Origin of the sequence: Lebetimonas sp. JH292, from assembly GCF_000523275.1 — a bacterium.
Taxonomy (GTDB): domain Bacteria; phylum Campylobacterota; class Campylobacteria; order Campylobacterales; family Nautiliaceae; genus Lebetimonas.
The window spans coordinates 36263-58735 of sequence record NZ_ATHQ01000002.1 but is presented as its reverse complement, the minus strand read 5'-3'; the positions used below and the strand labels follow the sequence as shown (position 1 = coordinate 58735).

The window sequence follows — 22473 nt, the reverse complement described above, 5'->3', positions numbered from 1 at the left end:
ATAAAAAAAAGGTAAAGAAAAAAATTACTATAATTTGGTTAATTGAAAATTTATACTTTGACAAACTTATATCCTATTCCTACGACACTGACTATATTATGATTTGAAAGTTTTGCTTTTAAAGTACTTACCAATTGCCTGAGGGGATAGGAATCTTTTTTTTCACCTTCCCAGACAAATTCAATAATTTTTTCTTTTGTAACCGTTTTATCAAGATTGTCCAAAAGAATATATAAAAGTCTTTTTTCTTTTTTTCTAAGTTCCACCGGTTTGTTGTCTATAAACAAATCCATAGTATTTTTTACAAATTTTATGTTATCAACAATTATTTCATCATTTATTTCGTTTTTATTTATTAAATTGTTTATTCTTATCAACAATTCTTTGGCGTGAAACGGTTTTTTTATATATTCACTGCATCCGTAATTATACGCTTTTTCTATATCTTCTATTTCGGCCGAAGCCGTAATCATTATTACAATGGCATTTTCGTCTTTGTGTTTTATAAGTTTCAATAATTTATGCCCGTTAAGTTTCGGTAAATTAATATCCAACAAATATAAATCATAATTTTTTTCCAGAATTTCATTAAATGCCTCTTCACCGTCACTTGCAATATTTACATTAAATCCATTTTTTTCCAATACCTTTTTTAATACATTTGCCAAAGGCAAATCATCTTCTACTATTAATATATCCATCCCCCTTTTTACTCCTTTTATAAAAATTTTTCTTTTACTTTACTAATCATTTCATCTATTTTATCTGCATCTTTTCCGCCACCTTGTGCAAAATCGCTTTTTCCTCCACCTTTTCCTCCTACAATCGGGGCAAATTCTTTAATTAAATCCCCGGCTTTTATTTCAGGCACTTTACTAACAGCTACAATACTAACTTTTCCATTACTACTTCCAGCCAAAAATGCAACTAAATTCTCGTATTTTCCTTTCAAATCTGTTGCTATTTCACGTAAATTTGCATTATCAATTCTCTCAATTACAAAATTAATTCCGTCTTTTTCAAGCGGTTTTATCTCTTTAACAGCCGCTTTTTGAAGGGTTTTAATTTCATCTTTTAATTTTTTAATTTCATCTTTTTGTTTTTCTATAAATATTTTAATATCTTTTGTTTTGTTTTCATGCTTAATTTCTTCCGCCATGTCCCTGTAAGCTTTGGCATATTTATATGCACTTATCCCTGCAACCGCTTCAATTCTTCTGACCCCTGCACTTACGCCGCTTTCTTTTGTTATATAAAAACTTCCAATTTCAGATGTATTTTTTACATGCGTACCACCACAAAGCTCTATTGAAAAATCCCCGAACTTAACAACCCTTACAATATCGCCGTATTTTTCCCCAAAAAGTGCCATGGCTCCAAGTTTTTTAGCTTCATCAATCGGCATCTCGGCAACTTCCCCTTCAATCCCTCTTGCTATTACATTATTTACCATATCTTCAATTTTAGAAAGTTCTTCTTTACTCAATGCTTTTGGATGGGTAAAATCAAATCTTAACCTGTTTGCTTCCACTAAACTTCCGGCCTGCGTTACATGTTCACCCAACACTTTTCTTAAAGCCGCCTGCAGTAAATGCGTGGCTGAATGATGTTTGGCAATTTCTCTTCTTGATTCATCCACAACAGCTTCAACCTCATCACCTACTTTTAATCTGGCATCAACTATTTTTGATAAGTTTTTTCCGTCAAATTTTTTGGTATCAATTACTTTTGCACACTGTCTCATTCTCCGTTATCCATTTTACACTTAATTACCCCCCTGTCTCCGACCTGTCCTCCGCTTTCGGCATAAAAAGGAGTAACTTCCAGCATCACCCAGCCGTTTGCGTTAAGTTCATTTACTTCATTAAAATTTTCGTCAAAAAGGGCTTTTATTTTTGTTTTACACTCCGTTTTTTCATAACCCACAAACTTATTTACCGGATATTTAACCAAATCTTTTAAATTAATTTTTTTATCCCCGCTTCCTTTCCAGTTTGCCCTAGCTCTTGTCTTTTGCTCCTGCATAAGTTTTTCGAATGTGTTTACATCAACTTTTTTCCCCACTTCTCTTAGCATATCCTGAGTCAAATCAAGTGGAAATCCGTATGTATCATAAAGTTTAAATGCTATTTCACCGCTGAAAACATCCCCGACAGTTTTAGAAAGAGCCTCTTTAAACAGTTCCATTCCCTTATCAATTGTGGCAAAAAATCTCTCTTCCTCCATTTTCATAGCGTTTTTAACGGCCTCTTTTTTTTCAATTAAATAAGGATACTGATGCCCCATCTCCTGAACCAGGGTATCTACGATTTTATACATAAAAGGTTCTTTCATTCCCAGCATATATCCGTGTCTTACGCCCCTTCTTAAAATTCTTCTTAAAACATACCCCCTGCCTTCTCTGTCGAACCTGACCCCCTGGGCCAAAAGAAACGTAACGGCTCTTATATGATCGGCTATTACCCTGTGTGACGCTCCTTTTGAATCCGTAAAATATTCTTTTCCTGTAATTTCAACAACCTTGTTTATTAAAGGTTTAAAAATAGACGTTTCATAATTGCTTGTAACACCTTCTTTTATAGCCGTAATTCTTTCAAGTCCCATTCCTGTATCAATACTTGGACGTGGTAGAGGAGATAATTTGCCTTTTTTATCTCTGTTATACTGCATAAAAACCAGATTCCATATTTCAAGGAATCTGTCCCCTTCTCCTCCTAAATAATCTTCAGGGGAATTAAATTTATCCGCCCCCTGGTCGTAATGTATTTCACTGCAAGGACCGCATGGACCGGTATCTCCCATCTGCCAGAAATTGTCTTTATCCCCCATTTTTACAATTCTTTTCTTTGGAACATACTTCTCCCAGATTTTGCCGGCCTCATCATCACTTTCGTGAATTGTAATCCAGAGCCTGCTTTTATCAAGGTTTAAAACATCCGTTACAAACTCCCACGCATATTCAATTGCTTTTTCTTTAAAATAATCTCCGAAACTAAAATTTCCAAGCATTTCAAAAAGTGTATGGTGGCGGTTTGTATAACCCACATTTTCCAAATCGTTATGTTTTCCGCCAGCTCTCATACAAAGCTGGCTGCTGCATGCCCTGGGAGGCTCGGGTGCCGGTTTTTCTCCTGTAAAAACAGGTTTAAACTGAACCATTCCGGCATTTGTAAACAGTAAACTCGGATCATCCGGCACAAGAGGTGATGAAGGATAGACCTTATGCCCTTTTTTTTCAAAAAAATTTAAAAATTCTTTTCTTATATCCATAAATGGCCTTTTTTGATAAAATTTTAACTAAATAAAATGAAAATGAAAAGTGAAAAATGAAAAGTGAAAAGTTATATGAAAAAGAACTGAATATTTTAAAGAAAAAAAACAGACTCCGTAAAAGAAAAATATATAATGATAATATTATAGATTTGGCAAGCAACGATTATCTGGGCCTTGCTGAAAAAAAAGACATTTTAGAAAAAGCATATGAAAAGGCAAAAGAATACCACTCCCATTCGGCAAAAGCGTCAATGCTTGTAAACGGATATCATCCGGCTCATAAAATACTTGAAGAGAAACTAAAAGAACTTAATAATTTTGAAGAAGCAATAATTATAGGAAGCGGATTTTTGGCAAATATGGCTTTGTTTGAGCTTGGAAGAGGGGGGGACGTTTTTTATGTAGATGAAGAATATCACGCAAGCGGAATAGTGGGAAGCAGGTTGACAAATGCCGAAGTCAAATTTTTTAAACACAACGATTTTAAAAATTTAAAAAAAATAAGCGGAGATTATAAAAAATACAACAGGGTTTTTACAGTGGTAGAAGGGATTTATTCCATGATGGGGGACAAGGTAAAAAAAGAAATAACCGATTACGCCCAGAAAATCGGATACCTGATTATAGACGAGGCTCACAGCGTAGGAATTACAGGAGACAATTTAATGGGAATTACAGACGAATACAAACTAAACCAAAATAAAACGGTAAAAATGGGAACACTTGGAAAAGTCACTCGGAAGTTACGGGGCGTATATTTTAGCAAATAAGGAAATAATAGAATTTTTAATAAATAAAGCAAGAAGCATTATTTATACAACAGCCCTAAGCCCCGTTGATTCCCTTTTAGCTTTTTATGCCGTTGAAGATATTGAAAATAATCTTAATTTTTATAAAGAAAAAATAAAAAAAAGACAAAAATTATTTGATTCCCAATCCTTAATAAAAATAATCCCTTCCCTTTCAAACAAAGATTTACTAAAAAAACAAAAAGAACTTTTAGAAAAAAATATTTTAATAGGGGCAATACGCCCCCCTACCGTAAAAAGCCCCATTTTCAGAATAATTTTAAGATTAAATGTAAGTCTTGATATAATACATGAAACATTAAATTCTTTGGGAGAAAAATGATAAAAAAAATATTTACTTTTTTATTGATATCTTTAACGGCTGCAGTTATTGCAGGTTTAGGGTATTTTTTATATTTATATAACGACACAAGATTCGTTGCGGCAAAAATAATATATTACAACCCGCCTGTTTCAGCCCGGTTTTTTGACAGAAACAAAAAATTAATAGATGTCAGGTTTTCTAAACAAAACCGTTTTTATGTAAAATACAAAGACATTCCCGGACGTGTCATAGAAACACTGGTTGCAACAGAAGACACCTCTTTTTTTGAGCATGAAGGTATAAATATAAATGCAATTTTAAGAGCCCTCATTACGGATATAAAAGCCGGCAGAAAAGTTGAAGGGGCTTCGACAATAACCCAGCAGCTTGTAAGAAACATTTATTTAAACAGAAAAAAAACATTAAAAAGAAAACTAAAAGAAATAATAATATCTTTAAAAGTCGAACATTTTTTAACCAAAGAGGAAATTCTCGAGAGATATTTAAACCAAATCTATTTTGGTAACGGATATTACGGGATTGCCACAGCATCTTACGGATATTTTCACAAAAAACTAAAAGATTTGAGCCTTAAAGAAATTGCAATGCTTATCGCACTTCCAAAAGGGCCGAGTTTATATGACCCGACCAGACATTATGAGCTTAATTTAAAAAGGGCCGATTCAATTATTAAAAGGCTTTATCTTTTAGGATGGATTACCCCCGAAGAATATAAAAAAGCGATACTTTCACATCCGAAAGTATATAAATATATGATTGAGCCGAAAATAAAAAATTTGGTAGGCTATGCAGTAGATGCCGCAATTTACAAACTCTCTAAAAAATACAAAAATCTGCTTTCACGTGGATATGACATTTATCTGACAATAGATACCAATATACAAAAAGCGGCGAACGAATCTATAAAAGATAATTATCAAAGACTTTTAAAACTAAATCCTGATTTAAACAAAAGCACCTTAAACGGCGCAATGATAAGTTTAAATCAAAAAAACGGGGATGTTTTAGCATTAATTGGCGGAATTGACTATTCAAAAAGCAAATTCAACAGGGTAATTCAGTCAAGAAGAAGCGTGGGAAGCGCAATAAAACCGTTTATTTATCAAACAGCTTTGAATATAGGCTATAATCCGGCAAGCCTTATTCCAGACATTAAAAGAACATTTAAAATCCCAAGCGACACCCCCCAAGAAGATAAATACTGGAAACCTAAAAATTATGAAAAAAACACCCTCGGCCTTATTACATTAAGAGAAGCCCTTGTCCATTCAAGAAACCTTGCGACTATAAACCTTGTTATGTCTATGGGACTGGACAGTGTTATAAAAAATCTTTATAATTTCGGATTCGACAAACTTCCCAACAATTTAAGCATTGCACTTGGAAGCGTCGGAATTCCAATGTGGAAATTCGCCCAGCTTTATACAATATTCAGCAACTACGGCACAAAAAGCTATATTCATATAGTAAAAAAAATCATTTTGCCAAAAGAAGGGCTTATTATAAAAACAGAGCCGAAATACGAATATATCGAGCCTGATTATCAGGCATATTTGATGATAGATATTTTAAAGGATGTTGTAAAAAAAGGAACTGGTAGAAATGCTAAAGTTAAAGGCATTGAAATAGCAGGTAAAACAGGGACAACAAATAACTTTACAGACGCATGGTTTTGCGGATTTACACCAAACACTCAAACTCTCATATGGTTTGGAAACGACGATTATACAACACTCGGAGATAAAATGCCAGGCGGCAGGGTAAGTGCCCCAGTATTCAAAGAATTTTATAAAAAACTCTTAACCCTTCATCCGGAACTGATTAGGCATTTTAAAAAGCCAAAAGAAGTTAAAACATTTACCCTGCCAAACGGCAAAAAAGAACTTTTTACCCCTCTTTCTCCCCCTCCAAAACAAAGCTCTTACGTACCGGTTTTCTAATTTTCTTTAGTAATAATTTTTACTATGTCTATAGGATTTTTTTTAGTTTTCATTTTTTCATAAATTTTAACAGGGGTTAAGTTATTTTTATTGGCAATTTCTTTTAAAGTTTCGTTTACATTAAATTGAATGCCTCTTTCTTTTAATTTATCTGTCGCTTGATTTAAAGGAATATTCAATTTATCAAAAACATCTTTTAAACTCAAAAGCTCTCCGTGTGCAATTGGTATCTCACTTTTTGAAACTTCCCAAGAATTTTTAATATACTCTTCTAAATCACTTACACTCTTAAAGGGTTGGATATTCTTTATTGTCCCAATAGATACCAAAGCTATAATTAAAAGAGCAAACACTGATTCTAAAAAAAGATATTTTTTTAAAGCCCTCCAATTAACAACAATATGCCCCATAAAAAATCCAAAAATTACATGCAAATTATCCCATCCGTCTTTATCAATACCTAAAAACTTCCAACCTGTAAAATAAGCCACCCTTCCATGAGGCATTATGTATAATACAATTCCACTAAAAATGATAATTATCGTTGAAAACAAAAACAGATCAATCCATTTTCTCATTTACATCTCCTAGATTTACTTTTATACTCCAAACTTGTTGTTTTATCTTCTATTTCACAAGTTATAAAACTATACATTCCCTTATAACCTTTTACTTCTACTCTATCCCCAGGCCTTATATTGATATTTTGTAAAGTCCAAGTAGGTGCAATTGCTACTTTTAAAGTTGTATAAACTCTCTCAACAACTCCATAAAACTCATTATTGTAGTACTTAGAACTTTTCATCATTCCCATTTCGTGTTTTGAACTTACAATTTGATTAAATTCACTCATAGAAATAAATTGTGGAGTATAATCCCCGCCATATCTTCTTAACACTCCAACAAAAGCTCTCATATGATTACGGCTTCCTTTTTCAAGATTTTGATAAACTAAGTTTATATCTTTATTATTACTTCTTTTAATTGCTTCTTCTAAATCTTTAATATCCAAATCTTCTATTGTAGCTCCTACCATTAAAGCGTCTTTTAAACTCATTGAGCCTTTCTCAACCAATTCATTATAAAGTTTTTGAAGCTTTTTACTCTCAAATACACCTACCCTGTCTCCTGTTTTTTCAACCGGGTCATTTAAACCATATTTATCTAAAAGCAATTTAATCATATGCATATGCCAATTTTCACTTTTTGAAATATTTTTAAATACCGGCAGTTTCCATTTTTTATATAAAGTGAGAGAAACATCCCTTGCATATGAAGTAAGTCATTAATTTCAACTTTTGATAAACTCTCTTTAGGTAAACTTAATACATAATTTTCAATCGGCGGCACTACTTAATAAAACTCCTAAAAGCGCTTAATAATTTTTTCATTTCTTTCTCCTTAATTTTTTCTAAAATTATAAAAGAGGAAGTTAAACAAAATGTAAACAGACTGCTAATAATCATCTGTTATTTTTTTAGCAATATCAAGTCCAAGCCCAAAACCGCCCTCACTACTAATATTTTCAATATTGTTAATTTCACCAATATTTTTTGTACAAAATTTTCCTTTTTTAAGTTTAATCTCAATAGTTGAATTATTAGGAGCATATTTAATTGCATTTGAAAGTAAATTATCAATAATTCTAATTAAATCTTCTTCTTCTATTCTTTTTATAGCTTTTTTATTTGGTTTTTCTTTAATCATCTCAATATTTGTAAGAATTATGCTAATAGGAGTATTCATTTCATGAGTTGAATCTCGTATGCCGTCTTCTAAACATTTATAACCTCTTTCATAGGAGCTAAAAATACTCTTCCTAACAAAGAAAAAGATAATATTAAATATCAAAAAACTTTAATATAACATCTATTATTCCCCATCTTTTAATCATTTCAAACCTGTAATAAATATATTTTCTTTTAATCCAAAACGTTTTATCAAAATATACTTTTTCAGGATTAAAATTTCGAATATATTAATTATCTTCTATTTTACAATCTTTAAAGGAAAAGAAAACTTACAATTGATTATTTTTATAAACATTCCTCTGTAATTGACTTAATTTCACTTTCAATAATATTTTTATAAGCTAATTTATAATAAAAAAACTCTCCTATACCTATCAAAAAAATTGTAGATACTAGATAAATTAGCAAAAACCTCCTTAAAGCCTTCTTTTCCAGACAAAAAAATTAAATCCCCTGCCACTTATTGTCTCAATACTATCTTTTCCTAAAACTTTTTCATTTGGTTCATCTAATCCATACAGATATTCAAAAATTTCCTCCTTACTTACAACCCCTGTTTCTGCCCTTTTGATAATTGCATCAATTCTGTATTTGAGTTCTTTTAAGGAAAAAGGTTTTTTTATATAATCATCCCCGCCGCTTAAAAAACCTTCTTCAATATCTTTTTCACTATCAAGGATCTCTTTTACTGCACTAAATCCGTCCATTTTTGGAAGCTTTACATCAAAAATCATTAAATCATAATTATTTTCGTAAGCTTTTTTTAGAGCTTCTTCCCATCTATTTCATAAAAATTTTGCAGATATTCTAACAATATTTTCATTTTCTCTTCCTTATTTCCCCCATACTCATAAACACACCTGCCAAAAACACTAAAAATCCACCTGTTATCTGATAAATATTAGGCACTTGGCCTAAAATAAGCCACGCAAGAATCATTGCAAAAAGAATGTTTTATATAATTTATGGAATCATACCAGAGAAAAAGTGCCAGTGCGGTATGGACAACTCCGGTAACGGCTGAAACGACAATTCCCTGAATTGTAATATGACTGAAAGCAAGGCAATAAAAACAAATTTATTTACTTCAATTTCGCCTTTTACACTGAAAATCACACCTAAAAGGGCAAAAAACATGGCAATTATCAAATTAATTGTTAGTTTTTCTTTTAAAAAAATTACAGATAAAATAATGGTAAATATAGGACCTAAATTAAAAATTTCTTTTCCCTAAACGCTGTAAAATGCAAAATAATACTTTTTCAAAATTTATATTTTTAATTCCAAAAAATTTAAACCTTCTTTATTTGTATTTAAAAATATATTTGTCATGTTTGGCAATAACTCTTATAACCTCAACTCCTGAATTAACTAAATTATTCAGTTCTTCATAAACATCCCTGTCAAATACATCAACAAAAACATCTTCACTAAAATACCTGCTTTTAGAATAATAAATAGTAATTATAAGCGTTGAAGCGCTTTTAGCACGTATAAATGGGTACAATCGGCATCAAATTCAACAACATCTCCCTGGTTAATTTCTTTTGGATCATCCACTTTCCCTACTGTGATACTTCCCTTTCAAATGAATCTTTTATTTTAAATTAGTGTAACGCTCACACCCTCTTCTTTTATTTCACCCTCGCCTACAAGCTCTCCAAAAGGAACACCTAAAATTTCGGCAATGGCCCAGTAAGAATTATAACAAAATATTATGTATTCTTATATAAATTTAAAAAAGATATTTAATTAATTTAATTCAAGAAATCGCCACCATTGTAATTACACTTCTTGGAAGCGGAGTGTTTATAGTCCCCGCAATAAGCGCAACTTACAGGCGTTAATTGCATGGTTTTTAACAGCGGTTACCTGTGGCGTTTGTATTCGGAAAATTTGGCAAAATGTATCCCAGTGCAGGAGGAAGCGCTACATTTGTTAAATATAAATATTTTTATAACAATTACAATCACAAGTTATTATCTGTTTTTTCACTCGGAATTGTGTTTTGGTGTTTTGTGGGTATAGAGGCACTGAGCCATATATCACATGAATTTAAAAATGAAAACGACTTTTTTAAAGCGGTTGTTACTCACTTGTAATAATTGCATCAAAAGTAATGCCTTATACAGCATATGCATAATGGCTCTTAATTTATATGTTGCGGCTCTTACACGCTTTGAAAATTTTAAAAAACAAATTCTCTTTTTTAAAGAGGTTTAAAAAACTTCAAAAGAGGCTAATAATTTTCCTATTCTTTCTATCACCTCATCTTTTCCAAGGACGCTTAACATTGCCGCAAGGTCAATCCCTTTGGTATCCCCCACCATTGCGATTCTAAGAGGCGGCATTAAAAATTTGGGTTTAATCTGTTTCAGTTCCAAAAATTCATGCATAGCGTCATGCCATTCACTTGGCAGTTTTGGATTTTTATCTTTTAAAAATGTTACGAATTCATTTAAATTAGATAAAACATCATCTTTTATAAATTTTTTAACGGCTTTTTCATTATATTCACTTGGCTCATTTAATATTTTTTCAATTTCCACGGCCATTTCTTTTATGGTTTTTGCCCTTTCTTTAAGCTCATCTATTAAAATCTCTTTTCTGTCATGATTTAATATATCAACCCCGAAATCGTCCCTTAATATAATTTCAAGTCTTTCATTAGGAGAATTTTTAATATAATGGCTATTTAGCCACTCAAGCTTTTCTTTATTGAATCTGCTCGGGGCTTTATTGATGTCTTTCGGATCAAACAGGTTTATCATCTCTTCCATGCTGAAAATTTCCTGATCTCCGTGAGACCATCCGAGACGCACTAAAAAATTTAGCAAAGCTTCCGGAAGAAAGCCTTCTTTTTTATATTCCATCACATCCACAGCTCCGTCACGCTTACTCATTTTGCCGCCTTTTTCATTATGAATCATAGGCACATGGTAAAATTTCGGTACATTCCATCCGAACGCTTCATAAAGCAGCATCTGTTTGAATGTATTTCTTAAATGGTCATCCCCCCTTATAATATCCGTCAAACCCATTTCATAATCGTCAATTACAACCACAAAATTATATGTAGGAGTTCCGTCACCCCTGGCAATTACAAAATCTTCAATTTCTTTTGCATCCACACACTGCATTCCCTTAACCCCGTCTTCAAAACAGATTTTTCCCTCAAGAGGTGTTTTAAATCTTATCACATAAGGTTTATTTAGCTCCTCCTTAAAATCCCTGTATTTTCTTATGTCAATCGTAGGTTCTTCACCTTTCATTTTGGCGTTTCTTATTATTTCAAGCTCTTCTTTTGTGAGGTAACATTTATATGCAAAACCTTTTTTAAGTAATTCATTTATATATCTTTTATATACATCAAACCTCTCACTTTGAAAAACCACTTCCCCGTCATAATTAAGCCCACTCCAATCAAATGCTTTTATTATGGCTTCAACTGCTTCTTGTTTATTTCTTTTCCGGTCCGTATCTTCTATTCTTAGCTTGAATTTTCCGTTGTTTTTTCTGGCCCAAAGCCAGTTAAAAAGAGCGGTTCTAAGCCCGCCGATATGCAGATACCCTGTAGGGGAGGGAGCAAATCTTGTAATTACCATTATTTTCCTTTTTTTGTGAAATTATACCAACTATTAATAATGAAAAATTAAAAGTGAAAAGTTAAGAACAATATCTTAATATTTTAAATTTTTCATTTTTCACTTTTAACTATTAATTTATTCAATATTTTAACTCCTACCATCACAACAATAACTTCCATTACGGCCGCAACAACCAAAACATTATACCAATAATCATTTATTGTATGATTCTGATGTGCAAGTGCGGCAACGGCAATCATTAGAGTAAGAGGCATGGAAAGGCTTATACCAAACAATATACTGTTTAAATTCAAAACACGGAAAAAAACAGATGAAGCAAAAATTCTTATTAAAATCATTAAAAGCACGATATAAAAACTGTCAACCAGCATTTTTGAAGAAAGAAGTTTTATATCAAGACTTGAACCCACATGCACAAAAAATATTGGAATCAAAAAACCGAATCCAAAAGGTGCCAATTTGTGCTCAAGCGATTTATTATGCTCAAAAAACGTTTTCAAAAACACCCCTACCACAAAAGCCCCCAAAACCACATCAATACCTATTTTATACAAAAGAACAATTACTATAAAAAAGAGGCTAATCGCAATTCTCACATCCTGATGATATTTATCAATTCCCGGCATCAGATAAAATTTAATCTCGGGAAACCACCAAAAAAGTGTTCTCATTATAAAAAACAAAACCGCAAGGGAAATTAAAACTGCCATTAATATAGAAATATTTACAAAAAATCTGTGTGTAAAGCCAAATTCAAAATAACTGCTAAGAAGCGTCAAAACAATAATAGAAACAACCTCGGCAATTACCCCTACTTTCATTGCAAGTTCAAGCCACTCTTTTTTGCCGATTTCCTGTTGCAAAGAGAGTATAAGCCCAACCGAAACCAAAGGAAAAACAACAATAAATATTTTACTGAATCCTAAGAAAAAAACGCTCAATAAACTAAGCAGATACATTAATATCAAAAATAAAACAGCATAGATAAATATCTTTTTTTCAAGTTTAAACATCTCTTTTAAGTTTATTTCCATCCCGGCAAGCAGCATTAAATATAAAAAACCTGTTTCAGAAAGTAAGCTAAAAATTTCATTTTCCCCAATTAATCCTATAAAACTGAAAATTGCTCCCAAAATAATTTCAACCGCCAAAATGGGAAAACGAAATATAGAACTTATAAAAGGTGAAATAAGAATAATTACGGCTAATGATAAAATCAAAATAAACTCAGCATGCATTTGCTATCTCTATATTTTCTTTTTTTAATATTTCTATATCCCTGTCGGGTCTCTCGCCTTTTGTTGTCAGATAATCCCCGATAACTATAGAGTTAGCACCTACTTTTATTCCTTCAATCCAAGTCTCTTTAAATACAATTTCCCGGCCTCCCGCCATCATTACAATGGAATTTGGAAATTCGCTCCTTATTTTTTTAATTATATTAACTGCAAATTCTTTTGTGTGGGTTGCTTTTAGAGGCAGTTTTGGATTTTCTATAAAAAAGTTTATCGGTATTCCTTCAGGATTAAGTTTTTTTAGTGAATTAATAAGACTTATTCTATCCTCTTCACTTTCTCCCATTCCAAAAATTCCTCCGCAGCAAAGTCCAAGACCCACTGATTTTATATTTTCACATGTTTTAAATCTTTCATCCCAGCTGTGGGTTGAACAGATTTTAGGATAATATTCCTGACTTGTTTCAAGATTGTGGTTATAAATTTTTATACCGCAGTTTTTAAGTTCCTTTAATGCAACTTTGCTTGCAATTCCGTTGCATGCAATAATAGTTATATCCACTTCTTTGAGTATTGCCTTACTTGCCCTGCCTACATATTCAAGTGTTTTGTCATCAAGACCTTTCCCGCTTGTAACAAGACAAAATCCGCTTGCCCGGTTTTTTTTTGCAAGTTTTGCCTCATAAACAATAGTTTTAATACTTTTTTCCCTGTATCTGTTTATATTAGCACCCCATTTGACACTCTGGGTACAAAATCTGCAGTCTTCCCTGCACGCCCCGCTTCTAATATTTGATATAGCACATAAATATACTTTATCCATAAACCTTCTTTTTTGATATAATTATACCACACGACTCGTTAGCTCAACTGGCAGAGCATCGGACTCTTAATCCGAGGGTTGTGGGTTCGATTCCCACACGGGTCACTTTTTAAAATAAAATATTTCAATATCATATAATCCGATTTTAGTTTTTTCTTCAAAGTCTTTAAATTTTTTATCTTCATTCATTAAATCAATGGCTTGTTTGGCTTCTTTATTACTTTATAGGAGTTATAGAATTAATTGTGGTTAAATATATCGCAACTGGTATATAAATAATATTCTAAATGAGTTCTAAAAAAGTCAATTTTTCTCTTTTTCCATCTAATAAATCAATAAGAATATTTTCACTTTTAACCTTTTGAATGGCTTTTAATTCTTTTATCCCCCGGATTTTTCATAAGATACTCTATTTTTAAAATCTCTTCATCTTCTAACTTTTGAAGATATTCTTTTAAAGCCTCCCTGATAAAAAAACTTTTTGATTTTTTAGTCTGCTTTACTATTGTTTCAAGTTTATTCTCTAATTCTTTATCAAGCCTAATACCTAAATAATCAGAACAATTATAACAGTAGATACACGGGTCACTTTTTAAAATAAAATATTTTATTCTCCTGAAACAGTCTTTTCTTTGCCAAAAATTTTTTTTCCGCAAAAATTGCAAATATTAAAATAAAAATTAAAATCATCCATAAAATAATAGCTTTTATTCTATGCTCTTTTGCTTTTTTTTCTTCCCACCATTTTCTCGGTTTAACACCCTGAAACAAAAATGTCAAAACACCGGCAAGATTTAAACTTGCAAAGTTTGCCAAAAAAAGTAAAAAACTCCCTGTTGCATATAAAAAATATCCGTTAGATATTAATAATCCCGTGTTAACCAAAGGGGGAAGCAGGGAAATTGCAACCATAACACCCACAAGTCCCATCATCTGACCTGTGGTAAACGCCAATGTTCCGGCAACCCCTGAAACAAAAGCAATAATCAAATCAGGATAATTTACAGCTATTCTGCTTTTTATTTCAAAATTGTCAACATCAATATTTAGAAAAAACCCTATTGCAACCGATAAAAGCAGAGCAATAAAACAGCCGATCAAAAAAGCCGCAATTCCTTTTTTTTCAAGTTCCAAATCTCCTAAAACCGTGGCAAACGAAACGGCAATATTGGGAGAGAGCAAAGGGGCTATCACCATGGCGCCGATTATAATTGCCCCGCTGTTTTTATAAAGCCCAAATGCTGCAATTATTGTTGAAAGAACAATCATTGTTATAAAAATATAATTTATTTCAATCGATGAAACAATGGCATTGTAAAGTTCCGGAATACTTACTCTTATGTGTTTGGTTTTTGAAATTTCCTGCTGGGGGAGCGGAAGGGTTGTTTTTACATCCATGCTGACAATTCTAAATCTCTCGTCTTTTGAAAATTTTCTTGAAAGCTTATCAATCAGTTTTTCGGATAATATCGCATCTACCAAAATTTGAAAAATAATTTTATCTTCAACAATTTCTTCACGCCAAAAATCGACAATATTTTCTTTTGAAAGCAAGGTTTGTATATCTTCTTTTTTTTCTTTTGGTAAAACAGCTTCAATTAATCTTAATTCCATAATTTTTCTTTTTATTAATTATAGCATTAAAAAATAAATTCTTTTTTCTTTTCTTTCCATTCACTATCACCAACTTTTCTGTAATAAAGCGTTACAATATATTTATGAGGCTCAATATCCAAAGTCATACATGTAGAAAATCCGTGGTCTCTTGCACAAACTTCACCCGGATTAAGAATCAAATTTTTACCGTTATAGCTTATATCCACATCATGCGTGTGCCCGTAAACAATTATATCGGTTTCCAAAGGAAACATATATTTTGGATAATGCATTAATTTCCATGTTTTGTTTGCAAGTTTAAAATAATAAGGTTCTGTTACAAGATTATATTTATCAATTACACTGTATAAATGGTGGTCGTTATTACCAAGAACAGCCACATATCTGATTTTCTTTTCTAAATATTCCAAAACTTCGACTCTAACAATATCTCCCGCATGAAGCATAAATTCTATATTTTTGCTCAAAAGCAAATCTATTGCTTTTTTGGCCCTTCCCGGTTTTTTATGTGTATCTGAAATAATACCTATTTTCAAATATCTTTCCTTGTTTTGCATTTTATACATTCAAGTACTTCTTTTCCCCTGTATGTACGCTTGGCCATTAAATATCCGCATTCCGGACATTTTTCATTGGTGGGACGATATTTGGAAATAAATTTGCATTTCGGATAATTGCTGCAACCGTAAAACTCGCCTCTACGGGATTTTCTTTTTATTATATCCCCGCCACATTCCGGGCATTTTACATCTTCAAGAATTTCGGGAGGGTTAAGCGGTTTTGTGTTTTTACATTTCGGATAATTGCTGCATGCCAAAAACTCCCCGTTTTTTCCTTTTTTAATAACCATGTCGGCCCCGCATTTGTCACATTTGACATCGGCTTTTTTTACTTTTTCTTCTTCCAATGGCCTTGTATATTTACATTTCGGGTAGCTGCTGCAGGCTATAAACTCTCCGAATCTCCCTTTTCTGATAACAAGAGGCGCCCCGCATAAAGGGCATGTCTCATCAATTGGTTTTGCAATTTTTTGTGAGGGGATTTCTTTATATCCTTTATCAATCATATCCATAAAAGGTTTGTAAAATTCTTTTAACACTTCCTGCCAGTCTTTTTTGTTTTCCGCAATTTTATCGAGCATTTCTTCCATATTCGCAGTAAAATTCGCATCCACTATATTTGGAAAATGTTTTTCAAGCGTTTCAATAACATTAAAGGCAATTTCTGTCGGAAAAAGTTTTTTATCTTTTACCTCAACATAATTTCTGTTTTGAAGCAAAGTGACGGTCGGGGCGTAAGTGGAAGGCCTTCCGATTCCAAGAGATTCGAGTTTTTTAATAAGACTTGCCTCCGTGTATCTTTCAGGCGGTTTTGTAAAATGCTGGGTTGCTTTTACATCATCCGGTTTTAATTTTTCGCCTTTACTGAATTCAGGTAATAATTCATCTGCGCTCGGTTTTCCGTAAACTTTATAAAATCCGTCAAAAATCAGTTTTTTACCGCTTATTTTAAATTCACCTAATTCATTGGAAATATAAATATTTTGAGTTTCATATTCGGCATCTTTCATCTGAGATGCCAAAAATCTGTTATAAATCAAAGTATATGATTTTAATTCATCTTTAGTTAAATAGTTTTTTAAATCCTCCGGAGTCAGTCTCACATCAACCGGTCTTATTGCTTCATGTGCTTCTTGGGCACCTGATGATTTAGTTTTGTATGTTTTAGCCTGGGCATAATTTTCACCTATATTTTCTTTTATAAATTTCACTGCCCCATCCTGGGCTTCTTTTGCAATATTTAAACTGTCAGTTCTCATATAGGTGATAATACCAGTCTCGCCCACAGGGGTTTTAACACCTTCATAAAGTTTTTGCGCTATCTGCATTGTTCTTCTCGGGCCAAATCCGAGCTCGCTGCTTGCAACCTGCTGAAGTGTTGAAGTCATAAAAGGAGCTGGGGATTTTACTTTTGTTTTTTTCTTTTCTATTTTAGTTACTGTATATTCAAGAGGTTTTAATTCATTTACAATTTTTCCCGCTTCATCTTTTGTTTTTATATCAAATTTATCAAGTTTTTTGCCGTTATATTTAATTAAACTTCCGGCCTTGTTTTTAAAAACACCTTCTATACTCCAGTATTCCTGAGGAACAAACGCTTTGATTTCCCTTTCTCTGTCCACTATAAGTTTAAGAGCAGAACTTTGAACCCTGCCGGCGCTTAAACCTTTTTGAATTTTTTTATTAAGTAGGGGTGAGAGTTTATAACCCACAATCCGATCAAGAAGTCTTCTTGCCTGCTGGGCGTTTACTCTGTTAATATCAAGCTTTTTTGGTGTTTTTAATGCATTTTTTATAGCGGTTTTTGTAATTTCATGAAACACAATTCTAGGAAGTTCTTCCGGATTTTTGCCTATTACGTTTGCTATGTGAAACCCTATCGCCTCACCTTCTCTGTCTTCATCAGTGGCTATATAGATATTTTCTGATTTTTTTGCAAGTTCTTTCAGTTTTTTTGCAATATCCTGATGGTCTTTGGTAACGCGATACTGAGGAAAAAATTTATCATCTTCTATTTTTATACCAAAAGAAGTTTTGGGCAAATCCCTTATATGCCCTTTACTCGCCACAACTTCATAATTTTTACCTAAAAAATTTTTAATTGTTTTTGCTTTTGCGGGAGATTCTACTATTATCAAATTCTTACTCAATACAGGCCTTTTTTAGCCGCAATTATATTTATGAAAAGAAAAAAAGTCAAATTAACTGTTTGAATTTAAAGAAAAAAATCCCACGGTAACAAAAATCCAGCCTATTAATATAATTATAAAACCAACAAGTATTATTGTTAAAAAACTTCCGATAAAAATAAGATTTCCACCCGTTGAAAACATTTTTTCATTTGTTATTTTGCTTAAAGAATTAAAACATTTTTTAAAAAACAGCGAACTAACTATACCCAAAATATATAACACAATTCCTATTATTGAGACAAAAACCAAAACGGAAGTCATTTCATCGGAAGAATTGTCGCTTCCGGCAATTATTGCAATAATAAAACCGAGTATCAAAAATAAAAACAGAAAAGAATTTACAAAATAAAGCACTGTTGCTATTATAAAATTTTTAAAAGCTTTTTCATCTTTTTTAAATTCGGAAAGCTGCTTGATTGCAATAGCCATCAGTATAAACCCGACCACACTCGCAAGCAAAGAAATAGCCGCCCCTATATGTGGAATGGGTGAAAAAAATCCGGCTATCAGCAGCAATACTCCCCCGCTGCCTCCAAATGTTTTAATATTTTCTTTTATTTTTTTATCCGGAGTTTCCAACAGATAAATTTTTAGTGCTTTTTCTTCATTTACTTCAAAATCCACAGTATCGTTTTTTTGCGGAGGAGTCTGTTCTTTCCACTCTTTTATTTCAAATTCGTATCTTTTGTCGTCATCCCCGCTTATTATACCTTTCCCCTCCTGAAAATTAAAATCTAACACTTTTCCTTTCATTTATTAAAACCAGCATCGTTTATTTTTAACATAAATTTCTTCAAAATCTTTATCAGATTTAAATATATATATTAATGATTCAATAAATGCAATTACCGCAATTACAAAAGAAGGAATTCCCGCTAAAAAAATACCCACAAGAAAAACAACCAACATTATTATGCCTTCTTTATTACATCCCAAATAAAATTTGTGTATTCCAAAACCTCCTAAAAAGAAAGCCAATAAAAATGCAACTATTTTACTTTTTTCACCTGATGAAGGAGAATTTTCCAAATCATAATAAATTCCTACAGCCCTGCCTTCTTCATTTACTTCAAAATCCACAGTATCGTTTTTTTGCGGAGGAGTCTGTTCTTTCCACTCTTTTATTTCAAATTCATATCTTTTGCCGTCATCTCCGCTTATTACACCTTTTCCCTCCTGAAGATTAAAATCTAACACTTTTCCTTTCATCTCTTTCTCCTTTAATTTTTTATGACTTAAAAATTATATTAATTATTTATTAAAAAATCAACTGAGCCTATCCCTGAAATCCTCGTAATGAAATTCACGGGATACAAAAAACTCTCCATTTTTTCTTTTTATTACAATTGAAGGAAGTCTTACCCCGTTAAATGCAGTGTTTTTCACATAAGTATAAATTGCCATATCTTCAAATATAACCCTATCTCCTACTTTTAGAGGCTCATCAAAGCTATAATCTCCTATGACATCGCCGGCCAAACATGTAACTCCACCAAACCTGTAAGTATATTTTTTCTCACCCCCTTTTCCAGCGCCTCTAACTTCCGGGCGGTAAGGCATAGCAAGGACATCAGGCATATGGGCTTCCGCCGAAGTGTCAAGAATTGCTATTTTCATTCCGTTATCAATTATATCAAGCACCTCTGTTTCAAGATATCCTGCATTTAGCCCTACCGCTTCGCCCGGTTCGAGATAAACATCTTTGATATTAGGATAACGGTTTTTAAATTCCTTAATTAATTTTATTAAATTTTCAACATTATATTCTTTTCTTGTAATATGATGACCCCCACCAAAATTTACCCATTCCATATCTTTAATGTATTCACCGAAATTGTTCTCAAACCCTTCAAGAGTTTTCTCCAAAGCAGTGTCTAACTGCTCGCAGAGAGCATGAAAATGCAGACCGCTTATATTTTTTAATTTATTTGCTTTAAAATTTTCCTTTGTAATTCCAAGACGGCTAAAAGGGGCACAAGGGTCGTAAAGCGCCACAGGGGCGCTTGAAACACCGGGATTTATCCTAAGCCCTATTAAAGCTTTATCCTTAACCCTGTTTTCAAATCTTTCAAGCTGATTAAATGAATTAAAAACAACTGTATGGGAAATATCGGCTATTTCATCTATTTCATCTTCTTTATATGCTGGTGAGTAGGTATGAACTTCCCAGGGTTTCATATTCCCAAGCTTTGCTTCCCAAAGACCGCTCGCGGTAGCTCCGCTTAAATATTTTTCCAATAAATCAAATGTAGACCATGCGGCATATCCTTTAAGAGCCAAAAGTATTTTACAATTTGCCTGTTTTTGTACATATTCAAGTATTTTTAAATTGTTTTCTAATTTTTCTTCTTCTATTATATAAGCCGGAGTTTTTATCATTTAAATCCTTTTTAATAAAATTTAATAATTCTAACTTCGCTTCCCGCTTTTAATTCATAAAGCCCCTCATCAAGCCACATCAGGGCCTTTGTTGTTATAAGATTGGTCAAAATGGCACTGCTGCCGCTTTTTTTACCTCTAATATCTACAATATATTTACCATTTTCAAAAGATAAATTCACAGCAACAAACTGTGTTTTTTTAAAAACCTTTTTAAAATCATCCCTTAGAGTTGCACTTAAGAATTCAACAGATTTTTTATTTTCAAAACTGTCGGCAATAGGAGCAACATACAAAAGAAACGTAACAAACGAACTGTATGGAAACCCTGGAAGCGAAACTATATATTTACTGCCGGCCCTTGCCACCATAATCCACTGGCCAGGCTTTATATTGACCCCGTGAAACAAAACATCAAATTCACCCGTAACTTCTTTTACAAAATCAAAATCCCCCACACTGACACCCCCCGTGGTAACAACAATATCACTTGAATCAAGCGCATTTAAAATTTTTTCTTTTATTTCATTTTTTTTATCCCCAGCAATTCCCAAATTATGAGATTCATACCCCAAACTTCGTGCAAGAGCATTCAGGGTATAATTATTGGAGCTTCTGATTTGCCCAAGCCTTACTTCATCATTAATATCTGCAATTTCCTCCCCGGTGGTAATAATTGAAACAACAGGTTTTCTTACCACATATACGCTGCTTATTCCTAAACTTGCCAAAACGCCAATTTCACCGGCTTTTATTATAGTCCCTTTTTTTAATAAAATTTCCCCTTTTTTAAAATCCTCCCCCACAGGTCTCACTGAATACCCTTTTTCAACTTTTTCTTTTATTATTAATCTGTCATTTATAACTTCAACATTTTCAATAGGGACAAGAGTATCACTCCCTTCCGGCATAAACGAACCTGTAAATGTTTTAACGGTTTCGCCGTTACTTATTTTATTAAATTCAAAACTTCCGGCAGGGTTTTTGCCTATTATTTTTATTTCTTTGTCGATGTCGTCATATTTTATTGCATACCCGTCCATAGAAGCGGTCGGCATATAAGGATTGTCATATTTTGCTACTATATCTTGGGCTAAAATTCTATTCAGGGCGTTATCCAAAAAAACTTTTTCAATATCTTTAACTTCTGGTAAATTCTCTTTTAAAATTCTTTGTGACTCTTCAAAACTTATATGTGCCATTTTATCTCCTTAATTTTAAACTTTTCATTTTTAACTTTTAACTATCTAAGTATCCCAGCCTGTGGCAGTGGTTTTGCCCTATCGCTTGCAAAAACCCTTTTCCCATTAATTAAATCATATTTCCAAATTGGTGCATTTGCTTTAAAATCTTCTACAAATTCTTCTAAATATTTAAAGCCCTCACGCCTGTGTTTTGTAAAAACCGCACACAAAAAGCTTGTTTCCCCCACCATAACGTCACCAAAACTGTGGGCCATCATTATTTTCGCATCTTCCAAATTTGTCCATTTTTTAAACCACTGATTCAGCATAGGAAGATATAAATCAAAACTAAGCCCATCAATCCCTTTATCGGGTCTGACTATGCCGATAAACGGAATCATTGCGCCAAAACCTTCCAATTTAAAATTTTCATACCATCTCTCAAGCGTTTCAATTACGGGAACACCGCCTTTAAAAACCTCAACCATCATATTCCTTTCATTTTTCACTTTATTTTGCATTCTCCACTCACTACTCACCACTCACTATTTCACCCACCGCAAACAGGGGGTAAAATAGATATTTTATCTCCGTCTTTTAATTCTATTTCAAGCGTATTAATCAATTTATCATTTAAAGCTACAGCCGAATTTTCAAGCCATTTTTTTAAATTTTTGTCTTTATTCAAAATTTCTCTTAATTCTTTTAGACTCTTAACTTCCACTTCTATGGCTTTTTTGTTAATTGGTCCTAAAAATTCTACTTTTACCATTTGAT

Annotated in this window: 24 protein-coding genes, 1 tRNA gene and 2 pseudogenes; 5 read left to right on the top strand and 22 right to left on the bottom strand. The window is 32.6% G+C overall.

Going from position 1 to position 22473, the window contains the following annotated elements:
* Positions 1 to 50 precede the first annotated feature (50 nt).
* A complete protein-coding gene (locus tag DZ64_RS0109540) occupies positions 51 to 701 on the bottom strand; it encodes a response regulator transcription factor (protein WP_024790345.1) in 651 nt (216 codons plus the stop codon).
* A 17-nt stretch (positions 702 to 718) separates the two neighbouring features.
* Positions 719 to 3270: pseudogene (gene alaS, locus DZ64_RS14280) on the bottom strand (alanine--tRNA ligase).
* 56 nt (positions 3271 to 3326) lie between these two features.
* Between alaS and DZ64_RS11200 the strand changes: the two are divergent.
* The 3 genes from DZ64_RS11200 to DZ64_RS0109525 are packed head-to-tail and all read left to right on the top strand — an operon-like array spanning position 3327 to position 6347.
* Positions 3327 to 4043 (top strand): pyridoxal phosphate-dependent aminotransferase family protein, encoded by a 717-nt coding sequence (locus tag DZ64_RS11200; protein ID WP_236618757.1) that lies wholly within the window; start codon positions 3327 to 3329, stop codon positions 4041 to 4043.
* Entirely contained in the window at positions 3997 to 4404 is a 408-nt protein-coding gene (locus tag DZ64_RS13570; RefSeq protein WP_236618756.1) for an aminotransferase class I/II-fold pyridoxal phosphate-dependent enzyme, read from the top strand. Before DZ64_RS11200 ends, DZ64_RS13570 begins: the two co-directional genes overlap by 47 nt.
* Positions 4401 to 6347: a transglycosylase domain-containing protein gene (locus DZ64_RS0109525; protein WP_024790344.1), complete on the top strand. Its 1947-nt coding sequence runs from the start codon at positions 4401 to 4403 to the stop codon at positions 6345 to 6347. Before DZ64_RS13570 ends, DZ64_RS0109525 begins: the two co-directional genes overlap by 4 nt.
* Here the strand turns inward: DZ64_RS0109525 and DZ64_RS0109520 are convergent.
* From DZ64_RS0109520 to DZ64_RS0109490, 7 genes and pseudogenes are all read right to left on the bottom strand, one after another.
* Positions 6344 to 6925, bottom strand: coding sequence for a DUF4405 domain-containing protein (locus DZ64_RS0109520; protein ID WP_024790343.1), 582 nt, complete (start codon positions 6923 to 6925; stop codon positions 6344 to 6346). The two genes, DZ64_RS0109525 and DZ64_RS0109520, sit on opposite strands and share 4 nt — an antisense overlap.
* Entirely contained in the window at positions 6922 to 7560 is a 639-nt protein-coding gene (locus tag DZ64_RS11195; RefSeq protein WP_236618761.1) for a DUF2202 domain-containing protein, read from the bottom strand. The genes DZ64_RS0109520 and DZ64_RS11195 overlap by 4 nt, the downstream gene beginning before the upstream one ends.
* 242 nt (positions 7561 to 7802) lie before the next feature.
* Positions 7803 to 8093, bottom strand: a complete 291-nt coding sequence (locus DZ64_RS0109510) for a sensor histidine kinase (protein ID WP_024790342.1) — start codon at positions 8091 to 8093, stop codon at positions 7803 to 7805.
* A gap of 290 nt (positions 8094 to 8383) precedes the next feature.
* Positions 8384 to 8506, bottom strand: coding sequence for a hypothetical protein (locus DZ64_RS13870; protein ID WP_255327564.1), 123 nt, complete (start codon positions 8504 to 8506; stop codon positions 8384 to 8386).
* A gap of 8 nt (positions 8507 to 8514) precedes the next feature.
* A pseudogene (locus DZ64_RS11670) lies at positions 8515 to 8862 on the bottom strand (response regulator transcription factor); the annotation flags it as partial.
* Between the two features lie 199 nt (positions 8863 to 9061).
* On the bottom strand, positions 9062 to 9277 hold the full coding sequence (locus tag DZ64_RS14275; protein ID WP_369792124.1) for a hypothetical protein: 216 nt from the start codon (positions 9275 to 9277) through the stop codon (positions 9062 to 9064).
* A 124-nt stretch (positions 9278 to 9401) separates the two neighbouring features.
* Entirely contained in the window at positions 9402 to 9605 is a 204-nt protein-coding gene (locus DZ64_RS0109490) for a hypothetical protein (RefSeq protein ID WP_024790339.1), read from the bottom strand.
* 397 nt (positions 9606 to 10002) lie between these two features.
* Here DZ64_RS0109490 and DZ64_RS0109485 point away from each other — a divergent pair, with 397 nt between their 5' ends.
* On the top strand, positions 10003 to 10200 hold the full coding sequence (locus DZ64_RS0109485) for a hypothetical protein (protein WP_156922671.1): 198 nt from the start codon (positions 10003 to 10005) through the stop codon (positions 10198 to 10200).
* Positions 10201 to 10317: 117 nt separating this feature from the next.
* Here the strand turns inward: DZ64_RS0109485 and gltX are convergent, their stop codons facing one another.
* From gltX to DZ64_RS0109470, 3 genes are all read right to left on the bottom strand, one after another.
* Entirely contained in the window at positions 10318 to 11703 is a 1386-nt protein-coding gene (gene gltX, locus DZ64_RS0109480; protein ID WP_024790337.1) for a glutamate--tRNA ligase, read from the bottom strand.
* Between the two features lie 92 nt (positions 11704 to 11795).
* Positions 11796 to 12926: a cation:proton antiporter gene (locus DZ64_RS0109475; RefSeq protein WP_236618755.1), complete on the bottom strand. Its 1131-nt coding sequence runs from the start codon at positions 12924 to 12926 to the stop codon at positions 11796 to 11798.
* A 7-nt stretch (positions 12927 to 12933) separates the two neighbouring features.
* Positions 12934 to 13764: a biotin synthase gene (locus DZ64_RS0109470; protein WP_024790335.1), complete on the bottom strand. Its 831-nt coding sequence runs from the start codon at positions 13762 to 13764 to the stop codon at positions 12934 to 12936.
* Positions 13765 to 13796: 32 nt separating this feature from the next.
* Between DZ64_RS0109470 and DZ64_RS0109465 the strand changes: the two genes are divergently transcribed.
* Positions 13797 to 13869: transfer RNA gene (locus DZ64_RS0109465), tRNA-Lys, on the top strand.
* A 248-nt stretch (positions 13870 to 14117) separates the two neighbouring features.
* Here the strand turns inward: DZ64_RS0109465 and DZ64_RS14270 are convergent.
* The 10 genes from DZ64_RS14270 to DZ64_RS0109410 all read right to left on the bottom strand — a co-directional run bounded on the left by DZ64_RS14270 (position 14118) and on the right by DZ64_RS0109410 (position 22468).
* Positions 14118 to 14420, bottom strand: a complete 303-nt coding sequence (locus DZ64_RS14270; protein ID WP_162147547.1) for a ribbon-helix-helix protein, CopG family — start codon at positions 14418 to 14420, stop codon at positions 14118 to 14120.
* Positions 14350 to 15378 (bottom strand): TIGR00341 family protein, encoded by a 1029-nt coding sequence (locus DZ64_RS0109450; protein ID WP_024790334.1) that lies wholly within the window; start codon positions 15376 to 15378, stop codon positions 14350 to 14352. Before DZ64_RS0109450 ends, DZ64_RS14270 begins: the two co-directional genes overlap by 71 nt.
* A 26-nt stretch (positions 15379 to 15404) precedes the next feature.
* Positions 15405 to 15917 (bottom strand): metallophosphoesterase, encoded by a 513-nt coding sequence (locus DZ64_RS0109445; protein ID WP_024790333.1) that lies wholly within the window; start codon positions 15915 to 15917, stop codon positions 15405 to 15407.
* Positions 15914 to 18091 carry a type I DNA topoisomerase gene (topA, locus tag DZ64_RS0109440; protein ID WP_024790332.1) on the bottom strand — a complete coding sequence of 726 codons (2178 nt, stop codon included), beginning with the start codon at positions 18089 to 18091 and terminating at the stop codon, positions 15914 to 15916. Before topA ends, DZ64_RS0109445 begins: the two co-directional genes overlap by 4 nt.
* Before the next feature lie 51 nt (positions 18092 to 18142).
* The gene (locus DZ64_RS0109435) at positions 18143 to 18886 is read right to left on the bottom strand and encodes a DUF996 domain-containing protein (RefSeq protein ID WP_084029433.1); all 744 of its coding nucleotides are present in this window, start codon (positions 18884 to 18886) and stop codon (positions 18143 to 18145) included.
* Between the two features lie 3 nt (positions 18887 to 18889).
* Positions 18890 to 19342, bottom strand: coding sequence for a TM2 domain-containing protein (locus DZ64_RS0109430; protein WP_024790330.1), 453 nt, complete (start codon positions 19340 to 19342; stop codon positions 18890 to 18892).
* Positions 19343 to 19399: 57 nt separating this feature from the next.
* Positions 19400 to 20512 carry a carboxynorspermidine decarboxylase gene (gene nspC / locus DZ64_RS0109425; RefSeq protein ID WP_024790329.1) on the bottom strand — a complete coding sequence of 371 codons (1113 nt, stop codon included), beginning with the start codon at positions 20510 to 20512 and terminating at the stop codon, positions 19400 to 19402.
* A gap of 11 nt (positions 20513 to 20523) precedes the next feature.
* Positions 20524 to 21714 carry a molybdopterin molybdotransferase MoeA gene (locus DZ64_RS0109420; protein ID WP_024790328.1) on the bottom strand — a complete coding sequence of 397 codons (1191 nt, stop codon included), beginning with the start codon at positions 21712 to 21714 and terminating at the stop codon, positions 20524 to 20526.
* 41 nt (positions 21715 to 21755) lie between these two features.
* The gene (locus DZ64_RS0109415; protein WP_024790327.1) at positions 21756 to 22184 is read right to left on the bottom strand and encodes a molybdenum cofactor biosynthesis protein MoaE; all 429 of its coding nucleotides are present in this window, start codon (positions 22182 to 22184) and stop codon (positions 21756 to 21758) included.
* Positions 22185 to 22246: 62 nt separating this feature from the next.
* Positions 22247 to 22468, bottom strand: a complete 222-nt coding sequence (locus tag DZ64_RS0109410) for a MoaD/ThiS family protein (protein ID WP_024790326.1) — start codon at positions 22466 to 22468, stop codon at positions 22247 to 22249.
* Positions 22469 to 22473 lie beyond the last annotated feature (5 nt).

Coding starts and splice junctions, on each gene's coding strand:
- DZ64_RS0109540 (WP_024790345.1), bottom strand. CDS start 701: ATGGATATATTAATAGTAGAAGATGATTTGCCTTTGGCAAATGTATTA.
- DZ64_RS11200 (WP_236618757.1), top strand. CDS start 3,327: ATGAAAAGTGAAAAGTTATATGAAAAAGAACTGAATATTTTAAAGAAA.
- DZ64_RS0109525 (WP_024790344.1), top strand. CDS start 4,401: ATGATAAAAAAAATATTTACTTTTTTATTGATATCTTTAACGGCTGCA.
- DZ64_RS0109520 (WP_024790343.1), bottom strand. CDS start 6,925: ATGAGAAAATGGATTGATCTGTTTTTGTTTTCAACGATAATTATCATT.
- DZ64_RS0109510 (WP_024790342.1), bottom strand. CDS start 8,093: ATGAATACTCCTATTAGCATAATTCTTACAAATATTGAGATGATTAAA.
- DZ64_RS0109485 (WP_156922671.1), top strand. CDS start 10,003: ATGTATCCCAGTGCAGGAGGAAGCGCTACATTTGTTAAATATAAATAT.
- gltX (WP_024790337.1), bottom strand. CDS start 11,703: ATGGTAATTACAAGATTTGCTCCCTCCCCTACAGGGTATCTGCATATC.
- DZ64_RS0109470 (WP_024790335.1), bottom strand. CDS start 13,764: ATGGATAAAGTATATTTATGTGCTATATCAAATATTAGAAGCGGGGCG.
- DZ64_RS0109450 (WP_024790334.1), bottom strand. CDS start 15,378: ATGGAATTAAGATTAATTGAAGCTGTTTTACCAAAAGAAAAAAAAGAA.
- DZ64_RS0109435 (WP_084029433.1), bottom strand. CDS start 18,886: ATGAAAGGAAAAGTGTTAGATTTTAATTTTCAGGAGGGGAAAGGTATA.
- DZ64_RS0109430 (WP_024790330.1), bottom strand. CDS start 19,342: ATGAAAGGAAAAGTGTTAGATTTTAATCTTCAGGAGGGAAAAGGTGTA.
- nspC (WP_024790329.1), bottom strand. CDS start 20,512: ATGATAAAAACTCCGGCTTATATAATAGAAGAAGAAAAATTAGAAAAC.
- DZ64_RS0109420 (WP_024790328.1), bottom strand. CDS start 21,714: ATGGCACATATAAGTTTTGAAGAGTCACAAAGAATTTTAAAAGAGAAT.
- DZ64_RS0109415 (WP_024790327.1), bottom strand. CDS start 22,184: ATGGTTGAGGTTTTTAAAGGCGGTGTTCCCGTAATTGAAACGCTTGAG.
- DZ64_RS0109410 (WP_024790326.1), bottom strand. CDS start 22,468: ATGGTAAAAGTAGAATTTTTAGGACCAATTAACAAAAAAGCCATAGAA.